24 protein-coding genes, 4 tRNA genes and 1 other RNA gene are annotated in these 21,637 nt (G+C 51.3%); 15 read left to right on the top strand and 14 right to left on the bottom strand.

Annotated elements, in window-relative coordinates; genetic code table 11:
• Nucleotides 1-64: 64 nt before the first annotated feature.
• Nucleotides 65-1,279 (bottom strand): tripartite tricarboxylate transporter permease, encoded by a 1,215-nt coding sequence (locus tag WC593_11175; GenBank protein MFA4825701.1) that lies wholly within the window; start codon nt 1,277-1,279, stop codon nt 65-67.
• Nucleotides 1,280-1,357: 78 nt separating this feature from the next.
• Between WC593_11175 and WC593_11170 the strand changes: the two genes are divergently transcribed.
• The 3 genes from WC593_11170 to WC593_11160 all read left to right on the top strand — a co-directional run bounded on the left by WC593_11170 (nt 1,358) and on the right by WC593_11160 (nt 3,193).
• Entirely contained in the window at nt 1,358-2,044 is a 687-nt protein-coding gene (locus WC593_11170) for a uroporphyrinogen-III synthase (GenBank protein ID MFA4825700.1), read from the top strand.
• Nucleotide 2,045: 1 nt separating this feature from the next.
• Nucleotides 2,046-3,074, top strand: a complete 1,029-nt coding sequence (locus WC593_11165; GenBank protein ID MFA4825699.1) for an RNA-guided pseudouridylation complex pseudouridine synthase subunit Cbf5 — start codon at nt 2,046-2,048, stop codon at nt 3,072-3,074.
• Nucleotides 3,075-3,109: 35 nt separating this feature from the next.
• Nucleotides 3,110-3,193: transfer RNA gene (locus WC593_11160), tRNA-Ser, on the top strand.
• 491 nt (nt 3,194-3,684) lie between these two features.
• Here WC593_11160 and WC593_11155 read toward each other — a convergent pair.
• Nucleotides 3,685-4,269 (bottom strand): indolepyruvate oxidoreductase subunit beta, encoded by a 585-nt coding sequence (locus WC593_11155; GenBank protein MFA4825698.1) that lies wholly within the window; start codon nt 4,267-4,269, stop codon nt 3,685-3,687.
• Nucleotides 4,266-6,035 carry an indolepyruvate ferredoxin oxidoreductase subunit alpha gene (gene iorA, locus WC593_11150; GenBank protein MFA4825697.1) on the bottom strand — a complete coding sequence of 590 codons (1,770 nt, stop codon included), beginning with the start codon at nt 6,033-6,035 and terminating at the stop codon, nt 4,266-4,268. Before iorA ends, WC593_11155 begins: the two co-directional genes overlap by 4 nt.
• Nucleotides 6,036-6,171: 136 nt before the next feature.
• Here iorA and WC593_11145 point away from each other — a divergent pair.
• Nucleotides 6,172-6,245: transfer RNA gene (locus WC593_11145), tRNA-Ile, on the top strand.
• A gap of 286 nt (nt 6,246-6,531) precedes the next feature.
• Here the strand turns inward: WC593_11145 and WC593_11140 are convergent.
• On the bottom strand, nt 6,532-7,062 hold the full coding sequence (locus tag WC593_11140; GenBank protein ID MFA4825696.1) for a hypothetical protein: 531 nt from the start codon (nt 7,060-7,062) through the stop codon (nt 6,532-6,534).
• Between the two features lie 106 nt (nt 7,063-7,168).
• Nucleotides 7,169-8,437 carry a radical SAM protein gene (locus WC593_11135; GenBank protein MFA4825695.1) on the bottom strand — a complete coding sequence of 423 codons (1,269 nt, stop codon included), beginning with the start codon at nt 8,435-8,437 and terminating at the stop codon, nt 7,169-7,171.
• A 141-nt stretch (nt 8,438-8,578) separates the two neighbouring features.
• Between WC593_11135 and nadX the strand changes: the two genes are divergently transcribed.
• The 3 genes from nadX to WC593_11120 all read left to right on the top strand — a co-directional run bounded on the left by nadX (nt 8,579) and on the right by WC593_11120 (nt 10,930).
• On the top strand, nt 8,579-9,337 hold the full coding sequence (gene nadX / locus WC593_11130) for an aspartate dehydrogenase (protein MFA4825694.1): 759 nt from the start codon (nt 8,579-8,581) through the stop codon (nt 9,335-9,337).
• Between the two features lie 25 nt (nt 9,338-9,362).
• Nucleotides 9,363-10,199, top strand: coding sequence for a carboxylating nicotinate-nucleotide diphosphorylase (nadC, locus tag WC593_11125; GenBank protein ID MFA4825693.1), 837 nt, complete (start codon nt 9,363-9,365; stop codon nt 10,197-10,199).
• A 167-nt stretch (nt 10,200-10,366) separates the two neighbouring features.
• Nucleotides 10,367-10,930, top strand: a complete 564-nt coding sequence (locus WC593_11120; protein ID MFA4825692.1) for a HEAT repeat domain-containing protein — start codon at nt 10,367-10,369, stop codon at nt 10,928-10,930.
• Nucleotides 10,931-10,982: 52 nt separating this feature from the next.
• Here WC593_11120 and WC593_11115 read toward each other — a convergent pair whose 3' ends face one another.
• Nucleotides 10,983-11,354 (bottom strand): hypothetical protein, encoded by a 372-nt coding sequence (locus tag WC593_11115; protein ID MFA4825691.1) that lies wholly within the window; start codon nt 11,352-11,354, stop codon nt 10,983-10,985.
• Between the two features lie 70 nt (nt 11,355-11,424).
• Between WC593_11115 and WC593_11110 the strand changes: the two genes are divergently transcribed.
• Both WC593_11110 and WC593_11105 read left to right on the top strand, forming a co-directional pair.
• Nucleotides 11,425-11,670, top strand: coding sequence for a winged helix-turn-helix transcriptional regulator (locus WC593_11110; protein MFA4825690.1), 246 nt, complete (start codon nt 11,425-11,427; stop codon nt 11,668-11,670).
• Nucleotides 11,667-11,975, top strand: coding sequence for a helix-turn-helix domain-containing protein (locus WC593_11105; protein ID MFA4825689.1), 309 nt, complete (start codon nt 11,667-11,669; stop codon nt 11,973-11,975). Before WC593_11110 ends, WC593_11105 begins: the two co-directional genes overlap by 4 nt.
• A gap of 100 nt (nt 11,976-12,075) precedes the next feature.
• On the opposite strand, the gene WC593_11100 is transcribed toward WC593_11105, so the two are convergent.
• The gene (locus WC593_11100; protein ID MFA4825688.1) at nt 12,076-13,749 is read right to left on the bottom strand and encodes a phospholipase D-like domain-containing protein; all 1,674 of its coding nucleotides are present in this window, start codon (nt 13,747-13,749) and stop codon (nt 12,076-12,078) included.
• 79 nt (nt 13,750-13,828) lie between these two features.
• On the opposite strand from WC593_11100, the gene WC593_11095 reads away from it, so the two are divergent.
• From WC593_11095 to WC593_11085, 3 genes are read left to right on the top strand one after another with little or no spacing between them, the layout of a single operon-like run.
• Nucleotides 13,829-14,428 carry a uridylate kinase gene (locus WC593_11095; protein MFA4825687.1) on the top strand — a complete coding sequence of 200 codons (600 nt, stop codon included), beginning with the start codon at nt 13,829-13,831 and terminating at the stop codon, nt 14,426-14,428.
• A 43-nt stretch (nt 14,429-14,471) separates the two neighbouring features.
• On the top strand, nt 14,472-14,633 hold the full coding sequence (locus tag WC593_11090) for a zinc finger domain-containing protein (GenBank protein ID MFA4825686.1): 162 nt from the start codon (nt 14,472-14,474) through the stop codon (nt 14,631-14,633).
• Between the two features lie 3 nt (nt 14,634-14,636).
• Nucleotides 14,637-14,894: an elongation factor 1-beta gene (locus WC593_11085; GenBank protein MFA4825685.1), complete on the top strand. Its 258-nt coding sequence runs from the start codon at nt 14,637-14,639 to the stop codon at nt 14,892-14,894.
• Nucleotides 14,895-14,919: 25 nt separating this feature from the next.
• Here WC593_11085 and WC593_11080 read toward each other — a convergent pair whose 3' ends face one another.
• The 7 genes from WC593_11080 to WC593_11050 form a co-directional block, all read right to left on the bottom strand.
• The gene (locus WC593_11080; protein ID MFA4825684.1) at nt 14,920-15,873 is read right to left on the bottom strand and encodes a malate dehydrogenase; all 954 of its coding nucleotides are present in this window, start codon (nt 15,871-15,873) and stop codon (nt 14,920-14,922) included.
• 11 nt (nt 15,874-15,884) lie between these two features.
• An RNA gene (ffs, locus tag WC593_11075) (signal recognition particle sRNA) lies at nt 15,885-16,195 on the bottom strand.
• Nucleotides 16,196-16,274: 79 nt separating this feature from the next.
• Nucleotides 16,275-17,306: a hypothetical protein gene (locus WC593_11070; protein ID MFA4825683.1), complete on the bottom strand. Its 1,032-nt coding sequence runs from the start codon at nt 17,304-17,306 to the stop codon at nt 16,275-16,277.
• A 96-nt stretch (nt 17,307-17,402) separates the two neighbouring features.
• A tRNA-Ile gene (locus WC593_11065) sits at nt 17,403-17,477 on the bottom strand.
• A 5-nt stretch (nt 17,478-17,482) separates the two neighbouring features.
• Nucleotides 17,483-17,555, bottom strand: a tRNA-Asn gene (locus tag WC593_11060).
• 97 nt (nt 17,556-17,652) lie between these two features.
• Nucleotides 17,653-17,937: a hypothetical protein gene (locus tag WC593_11055; protein MFA4825682.1), complete on the bottom strand. Its 285-nt coding sequence runs from the start codon at nt 17,935-17,937 to the stop codon at nt 17,653-17,655.
• A 29-nt stretch (nt 17,938-17,966) separates the two neighbouring features.
• A complete protein-coding gene (locus WC593_11050; GenBank protein MFA4825681.1) occupies nt 17,967-18,257 on the bottom strand; it encodes a hypothetical protein in 291 nt (96 codons plus the stop codon).
• Nucleotides 18,258-18,317: 60 nt separating this feature from the next.
• Here WC593_11050 and WC593_11045 point away from each other — a divergent pair, with 60 nt between their 5' ends.
• Genes WC593_11045 through WC593_11035 form a run of 3 tightly spaced genes read left to right on the top strand, consistent with a single transcriptional unit; the run spans nt 18,318 to nt 21,636 of the window.
• Nucleotides 18,318-19,445 (top strand): Xaa-Pro peptidase family protein, encoded by a 1,128-nt coding sequence (locus WC593_11045; GenBank protein ID MFA4825680.1) that lies wholly within the window; start codon nt 18,318-18,320, stop codon nt 19,443-19,445.
• On the top strand, nt 19,442-20,317 hold the full coding sequence (gene map, locus WC593_11040) for a type II methionyl aminopeptidase (protein ID MFA4825679.1): 876 nt from the start codon (nt 19,442-19,444) through the stop codon (nt 20,315-20,317). Before WC593_11045 ends, map begins: the two co-directional genes overlap by 4 nt.
• Nucleotides 20,318-20,361: 44 nt before the next feature.
• Nucleotides 20,362-21,636, top strand: a complete 1,275-nt coding sequence (locus tag WC593_11035) for an ATP-binding protein (GenBank protein MFA4825678.1) — start codon at nt 20,362-20,364, stop codon at nt 21,634-21,636.
• Nucleotide 21,637 lies beyond the last annotated feature (1 nt).

The following is a 21,637-nucleotide window of genomic DNA, read 5'->3' as shown; positions in this document are numbered from 1 at the left end:
CCCGTATAAAACCATAGATCATCCCCCGCATTTCATGGAGCGCGGGGGGGTTCCGGCTGCGGGATCATACACCTGCGATGCCAAACGAGTAGAGCATCACCGGGATCATGATCGCGCCCATGCAGTACATTCTCGGCACATTCACCAGATGTGGCACGAGGCCAAGGGCTGTCGCAAGGATCAGGACCATAATGCCGAATGGCCCGGTTAGGAGGATGCAGAGGATGATAATAAATGTAATAACGGCCCGGTTCAACAACCACACATCAATCCCATTGAGATGATGCGCATATTTTGCAAGCCATACCGTAATCAGGTACGCAGCAACGGCAGCGAGCACCCCAATCATCGTGAGTTCGCTCATCGAAGGGAGCGGTAGTTCCGAGAGCGCGACCATCACACCGTTGCGCATCCTTGACAGGGCAAAAAGCGCGGCAAGGCCGATAAAGGCATTAGAGGTGTTCGCTGCATTCGTTGCAAGGATATATGCGCGGCGATCCTTGTCGTACCCAATCACCGATGCGAGAACCCCGTTTGCAGATGCCGTGGAAAGACCGGGTAGCCACCCGACAGCAACACCGGCAGCCGTGCCAAGCACCGAGCATTTCACCATGGTCCGGTCTTCCATGCGTATCCCTTTGAACTGCTGATCAGGCATCTTCCCCTGCGAGGATGTGAGAAGCACCGAGATACCAAACAACCCGGTAAGAAGGGGCATGAGGATCGCACTACCCCCCGCAAGAGTGTGCCAGCCGAGAAATGCATAGTGTAGCGAGAATGTTCCCAGCAGGCCGGATACAACAAATATGCCAAATGCCCAGCCCGGTGCCTCACTCGTCACGATCATGTACCCTACCGAAGCAACCAGCAGGATACCTATCCACCAGTCAAAGTACGGCTGGAGTGCCGGGAGTACCAGGAAACAGAGAATCGATAGCGGCACCGCAATTATCATCGCACAGGCACTGCCCAGTGCAGCGATCCGCACCGCTTCCTCGCCATTGCCTTCAAGGCAGAGAGCGTGGGCGGGCAGCACGGCAAGCGACGTATCGGCATCGGGAATACCAAGGAAAGTGCTGGGGATCGCATCAACAAATGTGTGGGTGATGAGAGCTGCAAACATAGCACCGGCAAGCGCGACCGGCCCGAGAAGGGATAATAACACCACCTGCAAACTCAATAACACGCCGGCAAGGGTATTGGCATGCACCCCGGGGATGATCCCGCTGAGGGTGCCGAGAATTACGCCAATCACGACACCCAGCAGGATCTCTATCATTCACTAGACATACGGGAGAGCGAACATAAATTCACCGAAATGCATATCCTATTATCATACAGGGGCCATGAATCCGTAATGAAGATCGCAGTCACCCGTCTTTCAGGTAAAGAGAAGAGCGATGCTGCACGCTGTGCAAAGGCCGGGCATACCTGCTACAGCGTCCACCCGCTCCGCTCGGAACTGCGCGAAGCGGCGATCTCGGCGTTCGTCAAAGGAGTGGACAACAATGAGTTCGACTGTATCTTCTTCACAAGCGCCCTCCCGGCAAAGATTATTGCCCCGCTTCTCAAAAAGGTCCCCCGGGTGATCGCAATCGGCCCCCAGACCGCAAAAGAACTGGAGCAGGCCGGTATCGGGTGCGAGACACTCCCGGGTTTCTACTCGCGGGACTTTGTTCCCTATCTTGGCGACTGGATCCGGGGAAAACATATCGGCATTCCCCGCGCCGATGTCCCGAATCCCGCGCTCATCGATGCAATCACCGCAGCGGGGGGGATTGTCCACGAGTTCCGGTGCTACGGGCTTGAACCTACCGGAGAGACACTGGCACTGGATACGGCTGACGCGATTCTCTTTACCAGTGCCATGTCCTATACCAAAGCGATCTGGACACCGCGCAAGGATCTGCTCGTCATGGCAATTGGCGACATAACGGCAGCGGCCATGCGCACGGGCGCCGTGCCTGCAGTCGTGGGGGACGGGTCCCTTGAAGGAACTCTTGCAGCACTGAATACCTATCTCGACAATAACGGGAGCAAATAAAATGGAATCACCGAACGCAGAGAATGAGCAAACTGCACAGAAGAAAAAAGCACCCTTATGGAAAGGTGCGGGCATTATCGTAGTGGACAAGACTCAGGGGCCGTCAAGCCATGAGATCGCCGCGTGGGTAGGACAGATGCTCGGGTGCGAGGTGGGGCACTCCGGCACGCTCGATCCGCAGGTGTCCGGGTTACTCCTCATCATGCTCGGCAATGCGGTGCGTCTCGCGCCGCTGCTCCTTGCGCATGACAAGGAATATGTCTGCCTGATGCGGCTGCACGGCGATGTCGACACGGCCTGTATTGAGAAGATGGGAGAGGAGTTTACAGGCAGACTCTACCAGCGCCCGCCCCGGAAGAGCGCGGTGAAACGCAACCTCCGAATCCGCACCATCCATAAACTCGAGATCCTCAGCATTGAAGGACGACTTGTCCTTTTCCGGGTGAACTGCGAGGCAGGCACCTACATCCGCTCGCTCTGCCACCACATGGGATTCGCACTGGGTGTCGGGGGGCATATGCAGGAACTGCGCCGCACCCGCTCCGGAACGTTTGATGAATTGACCATGCATACGCTTCATGAACTGAAGGACGCATGCGTGGCGACTGAAGCCGGTGACAGGGCTGCTCTTGAGTCAATGGTGATGTCGGTCGATGCCGCGGTGCCGGATCTTCCGGTTGTTACTGTGCGCGATACTGCAATCGATGCGATCTGCCGGGGCGCGGTCCTTGCGGGAGTAGGAGTGATCAGCTGCGATGAGTTTGGAAAGAACCAGACTGTTGCCGTTCTCTCCCAGAAACGCGAATTTGTCTGCCTGGGCAAAGCGCTTGTCCCCTCATCCTCGTTCAAACCCGGTGAGACCGGGCTGGTAATTGCACCAACAGCGGTATTCCTGCAGCCGGGCACCTATCCCCGGGGCTGGACAAAATCCGATAAGCCGGTGCAGCACAATAAGAAACCGGCTAAAAAACCGGTCTCAAAACCTGCCAGAAGAACACCAGCCCAGTTCCAGAGAAAGAGATACCATTAAAAAAATACCCCGCATACAGATAGGATACACTTTTTGCTGAGGTAGTCTAGCGGTAGGGCGCAGGCCTGGAAAGCCTGTGGTGCGAAAGTGCCTCGGGGGTTCAATTCCCCCCCTCAGCGCTTCTTCTGGTTTTTTGGATTTTTTGTTCTTTTTGAAACCTAAGCGAATCAAGAGTCGCTCTTTGGGGTCTTCACATATCAAGCTTCCACTCTGCGGATCCCTGCTGAAGGGGTAGGGGATCCCCTCTTAGCCTAAGAGGGGAGGGTCAGGTCAAAATTTTTTAACGTGAAGGGGTGGTAGGCACCCACCCCTCTTTTTTTAGAGGGGAAGGTCCCCTCCGGGCACATAAGGGGACCCTCCCTCCACATGATGATCAACCTGAAAAATGCTCTCCGTCGTGATTCCACACAAAACCGCGCTCACGTTTATGCAAAAAGGGGGGGGTAGGGTCCCCTCTTAGCCTAAGAGGGGAGGGTCAGGTCAAAATTTTTTAACGTGAAGGGGTGGTAGGCACCCACTCCTCTTTTTTTGGAGCGGGAGGGTCCCCTCCGGGCACATGCGGGGATCCTACCCCCCATGTGAGTTTAAAAAGGAACCGGAAAAGGATCTGTCAACACTTCCCGCCAAAAGCCCGTCCCGACTCAAACGCCTTTAGATTAATCTCCACGGTCTTTTTCGGGACAAGGCGCCGGACTGCCTCAAGCAACGACTCAGGTTTGAGGGGGATGGATTCGGATGCGGCGCCCAGCATCACCACATTCTGGGAGAGCGGGCTTCCCGCATCGGCCGCCATCTTGTCTGCATCCAGCAGGCATAACGGGTGGTTTTTCAGCGCGGCAATGATCTCATCTTCCGTTGGCACGATGAGATTCTGCGTGTATACCGATGTGGGAAGCACAAGGTGGTTATTCGCGATAATCCTGCCCCATTTTTTCAGGTAATGGGAGTAGCGGAGGGCTTCCAGAAGATCAAATGAGATCATGAGATCCACCTGCCCGGGGGGGATCAGGGGGCCGAACAACCCGTCAATTCGTATATGGCTCTCCACCGAACCGCCGCGTTGTGCCATGCCGTGCGTCTCGGCTCCTTTCACCGGCCTCCCTTCGATCAGACAGGCTTCGCCAAGGATATTGGAAGCAAGGATCGTTCCCTGTCCCCCGATTCCCACCATCAGGATATCGAAACTTCCGCTCATCTCTTTCCCTCCCGGCCAATTGCCCCCACAGGACAAATCTGGACGCAGACGGCACACCCGCTGCACAGGTCATTTATCCGCGCCTTGTCATCGGAAAACTCAATTGCGGGGCACCCGAATCGCACGCAGCTGCCGCAACCAGTGCAGGTTTCGGGGTCAACCTGATACCTCCCGCGCTTGATACCAGCACGACGCGCTGTAATCACGCACATCTGTTTGGCAATAATTACCTTGACACCAGTCCGTTTCTTTGCAGCCTCAAGGACATTGATCATACCGGTGAGATCGTACGGATCGATGGTCTCGACAAAACTGGCGCCGCAGGAGCGGCAGATTGCATCGAGCGAGATCGGCGGGCTCTCCACACCGCAGGCAGTTGCACCGGTATTCGGGTTCGGCTGGTGCCCGGTCATTGCCGTGATCCGGTTGTCGAGGATCACGACCGTCATATTCGCACCATTGTAGACCGCATTCATCAGGCCCTGGATACCCGTATGGAGGAATGTGGAATCCCCAATCGTACAGATCACATCGCGCGGTTCACCGGAATGGGCAATACCGCTGCCTACGGTGATGGACGCACCCATGCAGATCGTCGTGTCCACAACACCAAGCTGGAGCCCCAGCGTGTAGCACCCGATATCGCTGGGATAGATCGCGTCCTTGAAGACTTTTTTAATCGCATAGAACGCCACGCGGTGATGACACCCTGCACAGAGGATCGGCGGGCGGGGGGGCAGGTTCTGTACAGGTTCTACGGTTGGGAACGGGTTGGTTGGCAGGACACCGGCCTTTGCCATGATCGCTGCAACCGCAGGGGGGGATAGTTCTCCTTCGTAGGATGCATACCCATTCTTCTTCCCGAATACCGGCACACAACCGGCAACCTGCCGCACTTGCTCCTCCACTTCAGGGGCAAGTTCTTCGATCACCAGAACTTTTTCATGTTTGTTGACAAAGGCACCCAGCCAGTCCTCGTCGATCGGGTATGCACCGATCTTCATGAACGAAACGCCGGATGGCAGCAGTTCCTGAACATAAGATGCGGCAATACCGCTGGCAATAACGGCCGTCTTTCCCCGGATTTCAGACCGGTTAAATCCCAGTTCCACCAGCCTTTTTTTGATCGCAGGCTGTTTTTCGTTGAGTTTCTTATGGAGGATGCGGGTATGGGCCGGGATCACCACGTACTGGCGCGGATCCTTATGGAACTCCCCTTTCCGTGTGCTAGGGGTGACATCTCCCAACATCACGTCTCCTTTCGAGTGACAGATACGGGTTGTCGGGCGGAATATCACCGGTAATCCAAACTCTTCGGAAAAGGCGAATGCCGCGGGGATCATATCATGCGCTTCCTGCACGCTGGCAGGATCAAAGCAGGGCACCCGTGCAAAATGGGCATAGCACCGGGTATCCTGCTCGTTTTGGGAACTGTGCGCGAACGGATCATCCGCACTCAGGATCACAAGACCCCCGGAAACACCGGTATAGGCACTTGTCATCAGCGGGTCTGCAGCAACATTGAGCCCCACATGCTTCATGGTGCAGAGTGCGCGGATGCCGCACCAGGCAGCGGCAAGGGCATTCTCCAGCGCCACTTTCTCGTTCACCGACCATTCAAGGTAATATGACCGGTCCGGTTGTATCCGTAGTACATCGATGACTTCTGATGAAGGTGTACCGGGGTAACCGCTCACAAAATCCACACCGGATTCAACACAGGCATGGGCGATCGCTTCATTCCCAAGGAGGTATTTTCGTTCCATGATCCCTTATCCGTACTATTACCGTGATTTTTCTGCACATATCCCTATCTGAATATTCTTCCCATGTGCCCGGGTGATTCACAACCTATAATAACTCTGATGGAGTAGTTATTAGGGTAAAATAAGGCAATCTTTTGGGCCCGTAGCATAGCCCGGTGGTGCGCCCGGCTGATAACCGGGAGGTCATGTGTTCGAATCACATCGGGCCCATCTAACGCATTTTGATTTTATGTTCTTTTATATCCCTCACAGAGAGGATTCGGTCTCTCGGTTCGGGACTACGATCCAGGTTATGGAGTTTATAATTCCGGAGTTCGTGCGGAAAAACCTTCAAAAAATCCATGAAAAATCATTATGCCGCACCCGTGTTTGAATAATTTATTGCCCCCCACAAAACCAATCACAGAGGGGGAAAAGAAAAACGGTTTGTATCCACCGTTATGGATACGCAAAGGATACGGAACAAAACAAAAAAGCAAAAAGAAAAATGAGTATTTCACTCTGTTCTGGCAAAAACATACCCGATAACGGTATCGAGCGCTTCAATCAGTGCCTTTTCACCATCGAGGTAATCGTGAAGCGCACGGTAGAGCATAAACAGGACATCATAGCCATAATGCTCGATTGCGGTCTTTGCATCAATCGGGTTCAGGTATGAATCGGTAAGAAAACCGTCAAAGCTGTACATTAATTCGAATATTTTGCCTTCATCGGATAACACGCAGAACTGATCGGTGATCTGTTTCTGGGGGTTGTCGGGGCGGAATGCGGCAGGATCGGATTTTCCGAGAATAATCATCTTCCGGGGATAATACATGGGATCGTAAATTTCCCCTTTGGTGTCCTGCTTGCCCATTTTGAGCATATCGAGACCAACTGTTTTTACGACAGGTATGGCAGATTTTGCCATACGGGCGAGAAGTTTTGCATCGTTCTCTTTGATCTTAGCGGAAAGTTCAACCGTCTTACCCCGGTTCGCTTCGATCTTCTCTATCAGTTTTTCAAACCCGGTTTCAATTTCATCCATTGCATTCACCAGAACCAAGGCGCACAAGTGCGAAGGTTAAGATCTGTTTATATTGCGGCTATAAAACCACTTGTTTCTTGTACCGGCTACCGGCCCCTGGCAATCCCTAGCTCACCAGTTTTCCGATAAAAAAATACCTGCGATCTTCTGTGATGACCGCTTTTCCTTCGTGTCCTAAATGAAGGTCTTCGTTCAGGACAATACCGGTATAATTCGACGTCCGGGCCATCACGGATCCCTTTCGGAGAGTTTCTGTAACAATAAACGGCATTACGGTAGCGATATGAGGTCGGTTAAGATCGGCATATATCTGTTCAGCACGGGCATTCAGAAAACGTGAACGGTCTTTTTTTACCGAATCGGGAAAGTCCTTTTCTGAAGAAATGGGTGTAAAGGGGCGGGAGGAATAGCGGGTGATATTCACCTTGTTCGGGCGCACTCTTCCAATCATGTCACACGACCGGGAAAAGTCTTCTGCAGTTTCTTTCGGAAAACCAACAATCATGTCGGTGGCAATGGTGATATCCGGGAATCGTTTTCGGAATGCTGAAACAATTCCTTCACATTCGGCCACGGTACATCCCCTGCCCATTCGCGTGAGTACAGCATCTGAACCAGACTGAAACGGAATATGAACGAATTTAAAGATATGATCGCCGGCAAATACACCGGTAAGCTCATCAAGACAATAATTCACGGTCGAGGGGTTCATCATCCCTACCCTTACCATAAACCGACCCGGGATATCATTGATGGCAGTCAGCAGTTCGGGAAGTGTGCGCCCGCAATCACGACCCCATGCGCTCACGTCCTGCGCGGTCAACTGGATCTCCGGCACCCCTGAACGGACAAACGCCTGGATCTGCGAAACGATCTCTTCCTGAGAAAAACTCTGCAGAGGACCGCGTGCAAGGCGCGTGAGACAATAGGTGCACTGGCCAAGGCAGCCCTGGGCAATTTGAACGATACCGGGGCCACCGCCAGTGACGGTCATGATCTTCCGGTATTCTTCACGAATGTTTTCAGGACTGATGAACTTCGGCGTGCATACCGAAAAAATTGCTTCCCGCTGGACTTCCGGCATGCACCCGGTCACATACAGATCACGATCCCGGTACTGGCTTATCTGCCGGAGCATACGCCGTTCCGTGGGACCTACAACCGTACATGTGTTGATAACCACGGCATCGGCAATATCAGCAGATCCAACAATCGTACTTCCCTTCTGGTTCAGAACCTCGACAAGTTTTGCAGTGTCACCAAAATTATAGCGGCACCCGTAGGTCTCGATAAAGATGTGCCTTTTACTCAGCGCTTTCAGCCAATCGGAATCTGAAAGCCTGCCGCAATCGCTTCCGGATCGTTTAACCGGCATAGAACTATCAGATCCATTTGATGCATTCAGATATAAGGCCAGTTTTTTCTATTTTCTTCTATCCATCACGGTTCTTTTCTTAACAGTGACTTTATTGTGCAAGCACAACGCTTAACCAATGGCACCCATAATCTGTTTACCATGATAAGAATCGGGCTGCTCGGCTGTGGTAATATCGGGCATATCATCGCACAGCATGCGGGCAGTTTCGAGATAACCGCTGTATTCGACCAAGTTCTGGAAAGAGCGGAAGAGATCGCTGCCCTTTCTGGATCCCGGGCATATGAGAATTTTGAGGCATTCGTCTCTGCTGACATAGATATTGTTGTCGAAGCCGCATCGGTAAACGCTGTAAAATTCTATGCAGGCAAAGTCCTGTCCCAGAACAAAGATATGGTGATCATGAGTGTCGGCGCACTTGCGGATCCAGCGTTCTACGAAGAGATCCGGAGAATCGCGCTTGAGTCAGGACAAAAAGTCTACATCCCCAGCGGGGCGATATTCGGGCTCGATAACCTGAAGATCGGCAGGATCTCAAAGTTCAAAAAACTCCTGCTCAGGACAACGAAAAGTCCGAAATCTCTGGGAATTGCTGCTGATTCACGCAGGATGATATTCTCTGGAAAAGCTAACGAATGCATTAAGGCTTTTCCAAAAAATGTCAATGTCTCGGTTGCCATGAGCCTTGCCGCAGGACAGGATACGGATGTGGAACTCTGGATAGATCCTGCAGTTGACCGGAACGTGCACGAGTTATTTGTTGAAGGTGATTTTGGCGAAACCTATGTCAAAGTGACCAATTTCCCGAGCCCGGACAACCCGGCAACAAGCTACCTTGCAGCCCTTTCAATCCTCTCACTTCTGGAAGACCTCAACAGCCCGATTGTGGTAGGAACATGATCCAGACCTCTTGGTGAAAACATCTATGGTATCACTCGATTACCTGCTACGCTTTATCGATGAGGATGCGCCATTTGGGGATGTGACATCAGAAACCATCATTTCCGATATACGTTGTCATGCAGAAATTTCTTCAGAGCGGACGGGCATCATTGCTGGACTCTGCGAAGCAGACATGCTCTTTTCTCATTATGGTGCGACGGTAAAGCAGGTCGCGCAGGATGGCCAAAGGGTAAAATCGGGGGATACTCTCCTTGTAATCCAAGGAGATGCAAAAAAGATCCTGCTGGTCGAACGGACTGCACTCAACATTATCGGAAGAATGAGCGGTATTGCAACCCAGACGCGGGAGATGGTCGATATCGTATCGGCAGTAAACGGACAATGCCGGATCGCCGCCACGCGGAAGACCTGTCCCGGGTTCAGGGCACTTGACAAAAAGGCAGTGCAGATCGGGGGAGGGGATCCCCACCGTGAAACTCTGAGCGATGGTATCCTCATCAAGGACAATCATCTGGCACTGGTCCCGCTGACCAATGCCATTGCTGCTGCTAAAAAGGCCACACTCTATAAAAAGATCGAAGTGGAAGTCGAGACACCGGCGGATGCCATGCTGGCTGCTGCCGCAGGTGCCGATATTATCCTGCTCGATAACATGAATCCCGGGCAGGTTAAAACCACGCTCGATGCACTCATGGACAAAGGATTACGGGATCGCGTGACTATCGAACTGTCCGGGGGCATCGATCGAACTTCGCTCCGTGATTTTGCAGCATTGAATGTTGATGTCATCAGCATGGGTGCACTTACTCATACGGTCCAAAATTTTTCCGTAAAACTGGAGATTAAACCGGAAATTTGACCGGAATAATATTCCCTACATTCGTTTCCTGACAGATGCAGGACTCATTGTTATTATCCTGAAGAATTGAGAGAGATTCCTGTTTTCAGTCTGATGTTTTGCCCTGAAGACAAAAGGAAAACCTTAATAGTGCGATACCACGTATCGGTGGCTATTGAGGTTGGGCAATGGGCGATGCTGAATTGCCGGTTCCAGAAAATGAAATTCCTATAGAGGACCCTGTTGTTATCGAAGAACGGCGTAAGGGGCGGGTTAAAGAATATATCAATCTCTTAAAAAGTGATAAACTCCATTACCGCTGGAAAGCTGCAGAAGCATTGGGTGAGGAGGGGGATCCATCAGCGGTAGAACCACTCTTAATAGCCCTTAACGATCCCTATGTCGACGTCCAATGGCTTGCTGCAAAATCATTAGGAAAGATCGGGGATCTTCGTGCTCTTGAGCCCCTGATTGCAGCGCTGAAAGCCGAAGATAAATGGCTCCGCCAGGGTGCAGCATGGGGGTTGGGCAGGCTTCGTGATCCACGGGCAGTTGAGCCCCTTCTCGCACTTCTTGGCGATAAGAAAAAAGGGGTCCGAAAAAATACCGCATGGGCTCTTGGCAATATCGGCGACGAACGAGCCATTGAAGGACTCACCGGATTACTGAAAGACCCGGACGAAGATGTTCGTGAAGCAGCACAGAAAGCACTGGCTGCCATCAGCAGAGGGAAACTCAAAAACGCAGGCTGACTTTTCGGCCACAGAACTAACACGCAACAAGTTAAAGAAACGATATTTGCAATTATTTTCTATTTAAAAAACGAATATCGTCTGCCGAACTCACCATAATCTCTTTTTTCCCGCGATAGGTCTCAACAATCCCATACACTGAAATATTCTCTCCTTTCTTCACGGTGAGATCGCGGGCTGCCTGAGCCGGGATAAAAATGGTGAGATTGTTGATCTGCAGGGTCATATGTCCCCCGGTCTTTGTCAGGGTGACCTGATCGATGATTCCTTCAACGTGCACCAGCTCACCATCCGCTGAATTATCTGTAAATGGTTTGGAAAACGGCTGCTTTCCCATTGAGCCCAGAATCAGGTGCGCTGCTATCACGGCAACTGCAACACCGATCAACAGCAGGACCGCCACCCGTTCCTGACGCTCGAACATAGGGGAATATTGAAAATGAGAACTTAAATTACCGATAGATTAATTTGTTAACAGCGTTAACATATTGAACATGTATTCCACAACACTACCCCCGTCATCAAAGACGGTGCTGGAGATACTGGATCATGGGGGTGCAATGACCCACAAAGACATTGTATCACAAACAAAACTTGCGCCGCGAACCGTTCGTTATGCTTTAAAGAAACTCAAAGAACGCCACCTCATCATCGAGAAGTTCAACTTCCGTGATGCACGCCAGATCATCTACCAGAACCGCACTGAACAGGCAACTAAGCCCCAACCCGTATGTGTATGACAAAGCATACCTGTACCCTGATGCACTGTGACTCAATGGTCAGGAATCTCCTTCCCCCAATGAGAGCGGAAATGGTGTCCCGGCTCGTCCAGAAACAAGGGCTCAGCCAGAGCGATGCTGCAAAACGGCTTGGTTTAACACGGGCAGCAGTCTCCCAGTATTTGAGCAGAAAACGGGGTGCGGGTGAAGTAGTATTATCGACAGAACTTGATTCGATTATTGATCGCTGGGCGCTTGCGGTAGTCACCGGAGAGAGCGACATTAACCTGTGTGATGTGTGCCAGTGCGCACTCAAGAAATTCTGAATGCATGTGTTCGGTGTGAACACCCGTTTTTCGGTGCAGCGTTTTTTGCAGATATCAGGGGTACCTGTCAGTCCGTTTTTACTCAGCGGGGATTCAAACCCTACCGGATGTGCCTGCGATAGTAAATGATGAGCAGTAACAGAATGACAACTGCCACTATGACTATTTTGAGATAATCTGTCTTGGATTCCGGGGATGTCACGGTACCATTCCAGTCATCTTCGAACACCGTAAGAAAATACCGGGCAACCCCCGGATGATCTATTATGACTCCCGTCTCCCGGTTGAAATTTGGGGAGTTGCTGTTCCAGTTGATGCTGCTTACCAGCACGCGCTGCCCATCAACGATTACCCCCTTGTTGTGAATCTTCTCGAGGTTACCTGCCGCGAGATCCGCACACCGCCCTTCGAGCGGAATCTGTTCGGTTGTCCCGATACGGGAGATTAATGAGGCCATCTCATCGTTGTCCTTCTCGTCTTCGATATTATACCAGTAAGAGTCCAGTAATACCCTTACGTGAACACCACGCCGGGATGCATTTATCGCGGTTGCAAGATACGGGTTTAAGGTCAGGGGTGTCTCGTTCGTGATATATGCCTGCTCGATCTCGATACTGGTTTGGGCGGACTGGATCAGATCGATGATCTGACCGCTGGTATCGGGTGCGATAACAGGTCTGACCGTTGCACCGGAAAAATGTCCCGGTGAGAACTCGGCGGTATGTTTTCCTGAAGGAGCCGTTTCGGGATTTCCCGCTGACCCGTTGATAGGGATTACAGAAGGTCCGATGGAATCTGTATAGTATACAGTTGAGAAATACCCGGCAAGAGCAGGATCTTCAAGGAACACTCCCCACCCACGGTTACTGTTGAAACCTGAAGGGGGAAATCCGCTGTACTTGAAATTCTCGCTGGTGAGCAGGACAGCCCGGCGATCGATCACCAGATATTTTGCATGGTCGTAACGATAGGGAGGATGAACACCATTGTCTCCGGTCATCTGACGAACAGGTATCCCACCCGCGTTGAGTCGCCAGATTGCGGATTTCTCTTCCGGGCTTATACCCCCAACGGGCCCTCCCTCGACAAGAACCGAAACATCCACCCCCCGGCCCCGTGCAGCAATCAGGGAATCAGTCATCGCAGGACTGGAAAATTCATAGACATTGAGAAGGATCTCATCTGATGCATGATCCACAGCATAGGTAAACATTTCACTCGAACAGTCCGGTGAAACAAACGTAGTGACAGTCACATTATGGAATGTTGCCGGTTCGAACCGTGACTGTCCAATCATGAGGGGACGGGGATCCCATACCCCATTTTCAAAATAATGGATCTGCCCCTCGCGCGGTTTCACATCCTGCGGCCACGCGATACGCTGGATGAGGTCAGAGCCCTCATACAGAAGCAGTTCATCCCGGATATTCGCAAGACGGAGCTGATCGCCAGTGATGACATTGGGTACAACAGGAGAGTAATCCCGCCATTCGAAATCCGGAAGTATTCCATGGCTCTGGGCGAAAGCCGGACCACTGCGGGCAACAGTGAGGGTTCCACTGATATGGGTTCCGGGGGGAAAGCGGAATCCACCCCGTCCATCTGATACGGTGATACCATCAAGCGATCCATTGCCGGAAAGCACCAGGAACTCATCCATATCATCGTGAAGATACGGGTCGGGACAAAATTCAGTGATCCTGACCGTAGTGCCCGCCTGAACCATACCTGCAATGAGCAGGAGGGCAATGATAATCAGGCAGAACCGTCGCATTAAGACAGTAGTTTCACCATGCGCCTTTTATAATCTGGCGATATAAATTTCCGGAGATATGGTGGAGTCAGATCATACAATGAAGAACCGTTCCGCCCCTCTCGTAGTTAAACTGGGGGGGAGTCTGCATGACCGGGTTCGGGAAATTGTTCCGGTATTGTGCAGATCTGAGCGTCCGTTACTGGTTGTTCCCGGCGGGGGTTCTTTTGCCGATAATGTGCGGCAGGTTCGGGTAGATGAAGGTGCCGCACACTGGATGGCTATCGCAGCGATGGACCAGTATGGCTGGTTTATCGCATCCCACGGTATGAGGACAACAGATCTCCTATCTGTGCCAGAAAAAACCGTGATGTTTCTGCCCTATACCAGCATGAGGAAGTACGATCCACTCCCGCATTCATGGGATATTACTTCGGACACCATCTCTGCATGGATAGCAGCTCAACTGGGACTTGAACTTCTGCTTCTCAAATCAGTTGATGGGATTACTCGTGATGGGAAACATCAGGAACAGGTAACAACACCCCTACAAAGTGATGTTATAGATCCTTTTTTTATCCCATTCGTCCTGAAAAATAAGATACAAACTACCATTATCAACGGAAAATCAGGGGATTTGGTGGAAAAATTCCTGAACGGAGATCCAGTAGCTGGGACCCGGATCGGTACAACCTTTTAAAGGTTCTAAAAGAGATACTATAGGAATCCTTGGAGGAGCTATAATGTCAGATAAAAAGTGTACATCCTGCAGTGCTCCGCTTGCAGTTGAGGGCGCAACGGAATTCGGGTGCCCCGCATGCGGTTTTGAGATCAACCGGTGTTACCGGTGCAGAGAACAGAGCATCCCCTATACATGCCCGAAATGTGGATTTGGGGGACCGTGAGGCATGGGTAGTGTTGCCGTCATTATGCGGGTGATGCCGGAGTCACCCGAAGTCGATCTTGAACAACTCAAGAAGGCGCTCAAAGCAAAACTCCCCGGCATTCAGGACATGCAGATAGAACCAATCGGTTTTGGTTTAAAAGCGATCAAGCTTGCCGCAGTTGTTAATGACTGTGGAGGCGAGACGGATGCAATCGAAAAGTCCCTCAATGAGATCGCGGGTGTTGAGCGGGCAGAGATCATTGAAGTGACACTGAACTAAACCGTCAGTTCATCTCTTTTTTCACTTATTCTTCAAGAGACGCCATTACATCCCTTGTAATTGCCCGTATTTTTTCAACGGATTCACGGAATGCCATTACTTCTGATTCATCGATCCTGATCGAAATGGGGAAAACACCGTGACTATTCACGCGGGCCGGTACACCGATGCATACGTCACCCTCGCTGACACCATGCACTTCCTCTTTGATATAAGCAGACACGGTCAGGATGCGGTTTTCATCACTGAGCACAGTCCTTACCAGCGAGGCGATCGCTTCTCCGGGCCCATATACCGTTGAGCCCTTGTTTTTTATGATCTCTTCACCGCTGCACTTCACGGATCGGATTATATCCTGCACAGGCAGGTGAGAAAAGGTCGGCAGGTTCGAGATCTTGATACCCCCGATAGTTGTCGCGGACCAGAGCGGGACAAGGCTGTCACCATGCTCACCGATAATGCGCGTATGGACTTCACTGACATGCACCTTGAAGTATGCAGCGATTAAGGATTTTAACCGCATTGAATCCAGGTGCGTTCCCAATCCGAATACCTGACTCTGTGGCAGCCCCGAGCATTTCAGGGCAACACAGGTCATCACATCGACCGGGTTTGTTACTATCAGAATCTTTGTGTCCGGAGCAATGACACCAATTGATCGGGCAAGCGGTGCGATAACTTTTGCATTTCCCACGGCAAGATCCATACGATTTTGGCCGGGTAAGCGCGGAGCACCTGCGGTAATAACAACAACTGCAGAACCGGCGGCGTCTTTTAAATCGGTTGTCCAATTTATCTTTACATCGGTTCCCCTTGCGGCAAATGAATCGACAAGGTCCTGAGTTATTCCCCTTAAAAGAGACTCGCGCCCTTCCCGCCCATAGAGCAGGATTTCGCTTACATGAGGGATTGACGAAATCGCATGTGCAGCAAACATCCCCACATTGCCTGTTGCCCCGATGATGGTCACTTTTGCCATGATAGCCGGAAATGGGGACACGTTATCGGTCGACTGTACGTTACTGCGTTTACCAAAGCATTCATCCTCCGCCCCGTTACCCCATGGGCGCCGGATGTCTACGGTAAGTCTGCTCCCTTCCGGGCCTGAACCGGTCCCCGCAGCAACAGGTCGCCATTCCCTCCGGAATATTGATACCTGGCCATCGACCTCATGGGACGAGGTTTCACAGTCAGAACGCACAGGCTCCCGCAGGCCGTTGCAGCCTTCGTCAAACTTCGCCCCCCGCGTAACGACGGTTTCAGGTTACAGGTGACGCCGAACCACCCGGGCTAGTCCCCATATACCTTTGTACCTAACTCAATAAAGGCTTTTTACCGATCATCGAATCGCTTCTGCGATCATGCAACGGTCTGGGGGAGTTATGGAACGAATATGTCTCCGCCCACATTTTCGTTCCATTCTTTTTTTATTTTTTGAATTCCCAGCGTATCCTTTTTATCAAAAATATCAATAGCGGTGACCGGTGAACTCCGGGGAGGGATCACCAGATGGAGTTGCCTGAAATCACCCTGGTAAACTTCGATTATTTGTTCTCCCTCAGTTTCAGCAATTTTAATGGGATTTTTTGTAACCGGGTGTTTTACCATATCTTCCATCTGCTCGAATATTCGGACCCGGTTGACTTTAAAATACTCACGGTTCACCTCGAGATTGAAGGCGGACCAGAATGCCGAGGCATACCATGCATCGTTCATAATGACGTGCGGCACACCGAGACATGCAGCGGCCAGTCCGAGTGTCCCGACACCGGAACAGGCATCAATAAAAAGCTTTTTCGGAGGATTTCCCACATGCTGTTCCAATGTCTGGATCTTAGGCGCGAATCCCCGTGAAAATTCGATATGGACCAGTGACTGCTGCTTATACATGACAAGCGGCCCGCTTCGGAGCGGGAATACATCAGCCCGGACATCGCATCCAGCCAGAAGGTCATATACCCGGGGCACTGATTTTAAATCGGCACTCGCAATTCCCGGTATAAAATTACCGGTTTTTACCACCCCCCGTAGTTCAGGCACTTCACCCATAAGCCGTTCTGCAGTTTTTTTTGTTGCTTTTTGGGTTAACAGCACAAGCGATTTATCAGAAAGAAATGGAGGGCGTTCCATGGGAAATCCCGGGTGCACAAGTGGTGAACCCACCGCGATCAACGGTTCAGTGGGTTTCATATCCCCTTCCTCTACCATGATCACGTAAATATGGGCAAACACCTCATCGATAAACCGTTTCCCGCAGGAGCAGGGCAGGTTGAATTCAAGGGTTGGAAGCGGAGCCCGTTTGTCCAGTACGCGGGCACTGCAGTCTGCGCAGGGGCGAAACAGTGACGGGAGTGTGACGAGAATCTCCTTGGCAGATCTGACACAGTCCATCTGGCAGACAGGGCACTTCATTATGCTCCCTTTGTGCTTTTGGCAATAGAAACTTTTTCAATCGGTTCGCGGGAAAATAGTCATTCCTGAACAACAGGTCAAAAGCATCAAAAACAGTGGGCCCGAAGGGATTCGAACCCATGACCGCCCGGTTATGAGCCGGGCGCTCTAACCGGACTGAGCTACGGGCCCAAAAACGCCCCCCACAGGGCTCGAACCTGTGACATTCGGATTAACAGTCCGACACTCTACCAACTGAGTTAGGGAGGCACGCTAATGCGCCTTATTAGATTCTTTTCGGGGACTTTTAAAGGTAACTATGAGGTCGATCGATATTGAAAGTGGAGAAATCGGAGATCCTGCCGGATCACGGGCGTTTCATCGCCGCAAGTAATTGGATAAGGTCATCCAGATCCCCATTGAGGTGCTGGAATAATTCAGCCGTTCTTGGCGTGGCAACCGCTCCTTCCGAGGATGCGCGGATATACCCGAGTTGTTCCAGCACATGCAGGGAGTACCGTATCCGGTGCGAGGGAAGTTCGAGCAGTTCGGATAGCTTCATGATACCAATCGGCTCGTGATCGGCCACAGCTTTTGCCACCTCAATATGGCGGCTCAGTAGTTCGATCTCATCCTTCATCTTTTTGAGCATAATTCTCAGAATAACTCCATAACGCCAGACTATTCAGTCTTATCATTCTGTTTATTATCACTCTGTTTGGGGTCTTTTCCGTCTTTAGTCTTCTCCGGCTGCGCGTAGAGCCAGGATTTCGTTTCCCTGTATCTCTTTGCAAAATCCAGGGATAGAACCAGTGCGATGACAAGCATGACGAGGATCGCAGGCAGGGTGTAAGGCGAATGGATAATGAAAAAGACAATAATCGACAGGGCTACGAGCATAACAATGATATTGAGCTCAACGGTAAGCCCATAAAATTTCCATCTGAACTGGGCTTTGGCATCCTCTTCCATCACTGGAATGTCAACTCCGGAATAAAAGTACTTGACGTTTCACTGCATATATCAACCTAGATGGACCCCCTTTCCCGCGCAGTCAGAAAAAGTGGTGCTGATGCATTCGTAATGTACGCATCCTCACGCGACGCAGATATGCGTTACCTGACACAATTTGTTACCAGTGACCCGTTTGTCTATTTTAAAAAAGCAAACGAGAATGGCATGATTATTATTTCCCAGATGGAAACCGGACGCGCATCCCGCGAATCCACTGCATCCGTCATGACCCGCACACAGGCAGGACTTCCGGATATCCTGAAAACCGAAAAAGACCCCTGGAAAGCGACAGCAAAGATGATCGCCGGGCAGGTAGGAAAAAAAGTGCTGGTTTCCCCCAATTTTCCGGTCGCACTGGCTAATGCTCTCGGTGAATTCTGCACGGTATCAGTTGACAGCGGTACGGTTCCTGCACTACGGGAGAAGAAGAGCAGAAATGAAATACAGGCGATGAAGCATGTCCAGAAGATAACAGAGACAGCAATGGGTGGGGCAGTCTCGCTGATCCGGCGCGCCACGGTAAAAAAAGATATTCTGTATTATGATGGAAAACCGCTGACATCAGAGATGATAAAATTCTCCATGCATTCCCTTCTTCTCGAACACGGGTGCACTGCTGTAGACACCATTGTTTCATGTGGGGAAGAGACCGCGGTGCCGCATATGACCGGTACGGGTCCTTTACACGCTGACGAGCCGATTGTAATTGACCTGTTTCCCTGCGAAGAGAAAACGGGATATTACGCGGATATGACACGAACGGTGGTAAAAGGTGAACCATCACCGGAAATAAGGGATATGTACAATGCATTGTGTGATGCAAAACAACTGGGGATCTCGCAGGTTAAGGCCGGGGTATTGGGATCCGACATTTACCAGTCCGTTGTTGACTTTTTTAAAGAGCGTGGATATGAAAGCGACACCCGGGGATTTGTCCATAACCTCGGTCACGGGGTAGGCCTTCAGGTTCACGAGCTGCCCACAGTCGGACCTGCAGGAAAAGAACTCAAGGCTGGCAGCGTGATAACGATTGAGCCGGGACTCTACTATCCGGGTATCGGGGGCGTGCGTCTCGAGGATATCGGAGAGGTCACGACAAAAGGATTTGACAATTTCACGAAATTTCCGGAGGATCTCATTGTATGAATGACGAGATCTTTGAAAAGTACCTTCAGGCCGGTTCCATCGCTTCAAGGATTCTTCGTGAGGGGGCACAGGGCATCAGGATAGGGGAATCATATTTTGATCTCGTAGAGAGCATCGAATCGCGGGTCAGAGAGGAAGGAGCTATGCTCGCGTTTCCCCTTAACCTCTCCTTAAACGAGGATGCTGCACATGACACTGCTTCTCCCTCTGATACACGGATATTCCAGAGAGGGGACGTTGCAAAACTCGATCTCGGGGTTCACATTGACGGGTATATTGCAGATACAGCAACCACCATTGATCTGGGCAGCAACACCCTGCTCCTGGAAGCATCAGAACAGGCACTCGAAGCGGCAATAAAAATGGTCAGGCCGGGTTCGACCGCGGGTGAGCTGGGCGCGGCAGTCCAGCTCGAGATCGAGAGCCGGGGATACCGCCCGATCGCTAACCTGACCGGACATGGCCTGGACCGGTATGTTCTTCACCGCGCACCCACCATCCCCAATGTTGGTATCAACGGGGGGATCGTGCTCGAAGAAGGCATGGTCTTTGCAATAGAGCCTTTTGCAACTACCGGTAGCGGCCATGTGGGGGAAAAATCCCGGATGGAAATCTATTCCCAGATCTCCCAGAAACCCGTGAGGATCCCGGCTGCGCGTGCCATTCTTGAGACGGTTAAGGATCGTCACGGGCTCCCATTTTCCCGCCGCTGGCTCAAGGAACGGAAACAGGACATCGCACTCCCTTCACTGGTCAGATCCCACGCGCTCCATGTATATCCCGTCCTTTCCGATATCCCGGGTTCACTCGTATCCCAGCATGAACATACGGTCATCGTGACTGCTGATGGCTGCGTCGTCACAACACGATGAGATAGACTTATTCACTCCGAAAAAGAATAATTAAGGTTACAGCCATGTCTGGAGATTCTGAAGCCCTGCGCATAATGGATGTCGTTCTGACCGCTGAAATTTTCAACCAGAACCCCCAGCTCGATATCAATGATCTGACGCCAGTCTGCCGCGATATTTTTAGCATTGCGAGCGCGTCTGATGTGAAACGACCCGTTTACGTGAGTGACGGGGTAATCAAACGAACACTTTCCATAGCAGATGCTCACCTGAAGATGTCTGCAAACCCCTTTGTGGCGTACGAGGATTTCGGCCAGCGCCTCCGCATTACTGCGCTTGAATCTGCCGCGCAATGGTTCCTCAAACAGGGTGGAAAGTCGCTTGTTGAGAAAAATCCAACTCTCGCGTATTATTTCGAAAAAATGGATTCCGGGGGTGTAGTCTATAAAAAAGTCCGGGCTGCAAACCCGCCCTATGAAGACACCAAGGCACATCTCGATACACGCTTATCGAAACTGATAGGAGAAGATGAGAAGCTCCGCGGTGCTTTGGACCTGGTAATGATCAGCGCTCCGGAGGAAGTGGAGCAGAGGATGGATGACCTTGTCTGTACCCCCTCGCAGCTTGCTGTCATCTCGAAGATCCAGCAAGCCCTTGTTCACCGCGAGTATCTGCAACGTCACCGTATACATGAAGTGGGTAAACTCCTCTTTGTCGGCCCGCCGGGTACCGGAAAAACCTCGATTGCCCTTGCCATGTCCAACACCATGCATATGCCGGTGCTCGAAGTCCGCCTCTCGATGATCACCTCACAATATCTCGGTGAGACCTCGAAAAATATCGACCGTATATTCGATCTGGCAAAAAAACTCTCTCCATCCATCCTTTTCATCGATGAATTCGATTTTGTGGCAAAGAGCAGGGTTGCCGATGACCACGGGGCTATGAAACGCGCAGTTAATTCCCTGTTAAAAAATATTGACCGGATTAATCTGGTTAAAAACGGCGTTATCCTGATCGGTGCCACCAACCACCCACAGCTTCTCGATGAGGCAGCATGGCGGCGATTCGACGAAGTGGTAGAATTCTCATTACCGGATGAAGACATGCGGAAAAATATCCTGCAAAAGGTGACTGCATCCCTTGGATGTACTATAGACTACCAGCTACTTGCATCCAAAACAGAGGGTTTTTCCGGCTCCGACCTCCGCATGATGATCAAAGAAGCAGTCCTATCTGCCCTCATGGACAACCGCCAGTCCCTTTCCCGGGAAGATATCCGGAAGGGCATCCATATGGTAAAGAACCGGGATGCTATAAGGCACCTGAACTGGTTGTAAT

Origin of the sequence: Methanoregula sp., from assembly GCA_041645435.1 — an archaeon.
Taxonomy (GTDB): domain Archaea; phylum Halobacteriota; class Methanomicrobia; order Methanomicrobiales; family Methanospirillaceae; genus Methanoregula.
The sequence above is the reverse complement of the archived record's forward strand: the minus strand, read 5'-3'. Positions and strand labels throughout refer to the sequence as shown.

What these genes read in the sequence shown, in the direction of transcription:
- iorA (MFA4825697.1), bottom strand. Translation starts at nt 6,035, where the DNA reads ATGGAACGAAAATACCTCCTTGGGAATGAAGCGATCGCCCATGCCTGT.
- WC593_11120 (MFA4825692.1), top strand. Translation starts at nt 10,367, where the DNA reads ATGGGCGATGCTGAATTGCCGGTTCCAGAAAATGAAATTCCTATAGAG.
- WC593_11155 (MFA4825698.1), bottom strand. Translation starts at nt 4,269, where the DNA reads ATGAGCGGAAGTTTCGATATCCTGATGGTGGGAATCGGGGGACAGGGA.
- WC593_11110 (MFA4825690.1), top strand. Translation starts at nt 11,425, where the DNA reads ATGTATTCCACAACACTACCCCCGTCATCAAAGACGGTGCTGGAGATA.
- WC593_11105 (MFA4825689.1), top strand. Translation starts at nt 11,667, where the DNA reads ATGACAAAGCATACCTGTACCCTGATGCACTGTGACTCAATGGTCAGG.
- WC593_11080 (MFA4825684.1), bottom strand. Translation starts at nt 15,873, where the DNA reads ATGGCAAAAGTGACCATCATCGGGGCAACAGGCAATGTGGGGATGTTT.
- WC593_11090 (MFA4825686.1), top strand. Translation starts at nt 14,472, where the DNA reads ATGTCAGATAAAAAGTGTACATCCTGCAGTGCTCCGCTTGCAGTTGAG.
- WC593_11035 (MFA4825678.1), top strand. Translation starts at nt 20,362, where the DNA reads ATGTCTGGAGATTCTGAAGCCCTGCGCATAATGGATGTCGTTCTGACC.
- WC593_11100 (MFA4825688.1), bottom strand. Translation starts at nt 13,749, where the DNA reads ATGCGACGGTTCTGCCTGATTATCATTGCCCTCCTGCTCATTGCAGGT.
- WC593_11115 (MFA4825691.1), bottom strand. Translation starts at nt 11,354, where the DNA reads ATGTTCGAGCGTCAGGAACGGGTGGCGGTCCTGCTGTTGATCGGTGTT.
- WC593_11165 (MFA4825699.1), top strand. Translation starts at nt 2,046, where the DNA reads ATGGAATCACCGAACGCAGAGAATGAGCAAACTGCACAGAAGAAAAAA.
- WC593_11175 (MFA4825701.1), bottom strand. Translation starts at nt 1,279, where the DNA reads ATGATAGAGATCCTGCTGGGTGTCGTGATTGGCGTAATTCTCGGCACC.
- WC593_11140 (MFA4825696.1), bottom strand. Translation starts at nt 7,062, where the DNA reads ATGGATGAAATTGAAACCGGGTTTGAAAAACTGATAGAGAAGATCGAA.
- nadX (MFA4825694.1), top strand. Translation starts at nt 8,579, where the DNA reads ATGATAAGAATCGGGCTGCTCGGCTGTGGTAATATCGGGCATATCATC.
- WC593_11070 (MFA4825683.1), bottom strand. Translation starts at nt 17,306, where the DNA reads ATGAAGTGCCCTGTCTGCCAGATGGACTGTGTCAGATCTGCCAAGGAG.
- WC593_11095 (MFA4825687.1), top strand. Translation starts at nt 13,829, where the DNA reads ATGAAGAACCGTTCCGCCCCTCTCGTAGTTAAACTGGGGGGGAGTCTG.
- WC593_11135 (MFA4825695.1), bottom strand. Translation starts at nt 8,437, where the DNA reads ATGCCGGTTAAACGATCCGGAAGCGATTGCGGCAGGCTTTCAGATTCC.
- WC593_11170 (MFA4825700.1), top strand. Translation starts at nt 1,358, where the DNA reads ATGAAGATCGCAGTCACCCGTCTTTCAGGTAAAGAGAAGAGCGATGCT.
- nadC (MFA4825693.1), top strand. Translation starts at nt 9,363, where the DNA reads ATGGTATCACTCGATTACCTGCTACGCTTTATCGATGAGGATGCGCCA.
- map (MFA4825679.1), top strand. Translation starts at nt 19,442, where the DNA reads ATGAATGACGAGATCTTTGAAAAGTACCTTCAGGCCGGTTCCATCGCT.
- WC593_11055 (MFA4825682.1), bottom strand. Translation starts at nt 17,937, where the DNA reads ATGCTCAAAAAGATGAAGGATGAGATCGAACTACTGAGCCGCCATATT.
- WC593_11050 (MFA4825681.1), bottom strand. Translation starts at nt 18,257, where the DNA reads ATGGAAGAGGATGCCAAAGCCCAGTTCAGATGGAAATTTTATGGGCTT.
- WC593_11045 (MFA4825680.1), top strand. Translation starts at nt 18,318, where the DNA reads ATGGACCCCCTTTCCCGCGCAGTCAGAAAAAGTGGTGCTGATGCATTC.
- WC593_11085 (MFA4825685.1), top strand. Translation starts at nt 14,637, where the DNA reads ATGGGTAGTGTTGCCGTCATTATGCGGGTGATGCCGGAGTCACCCGAA.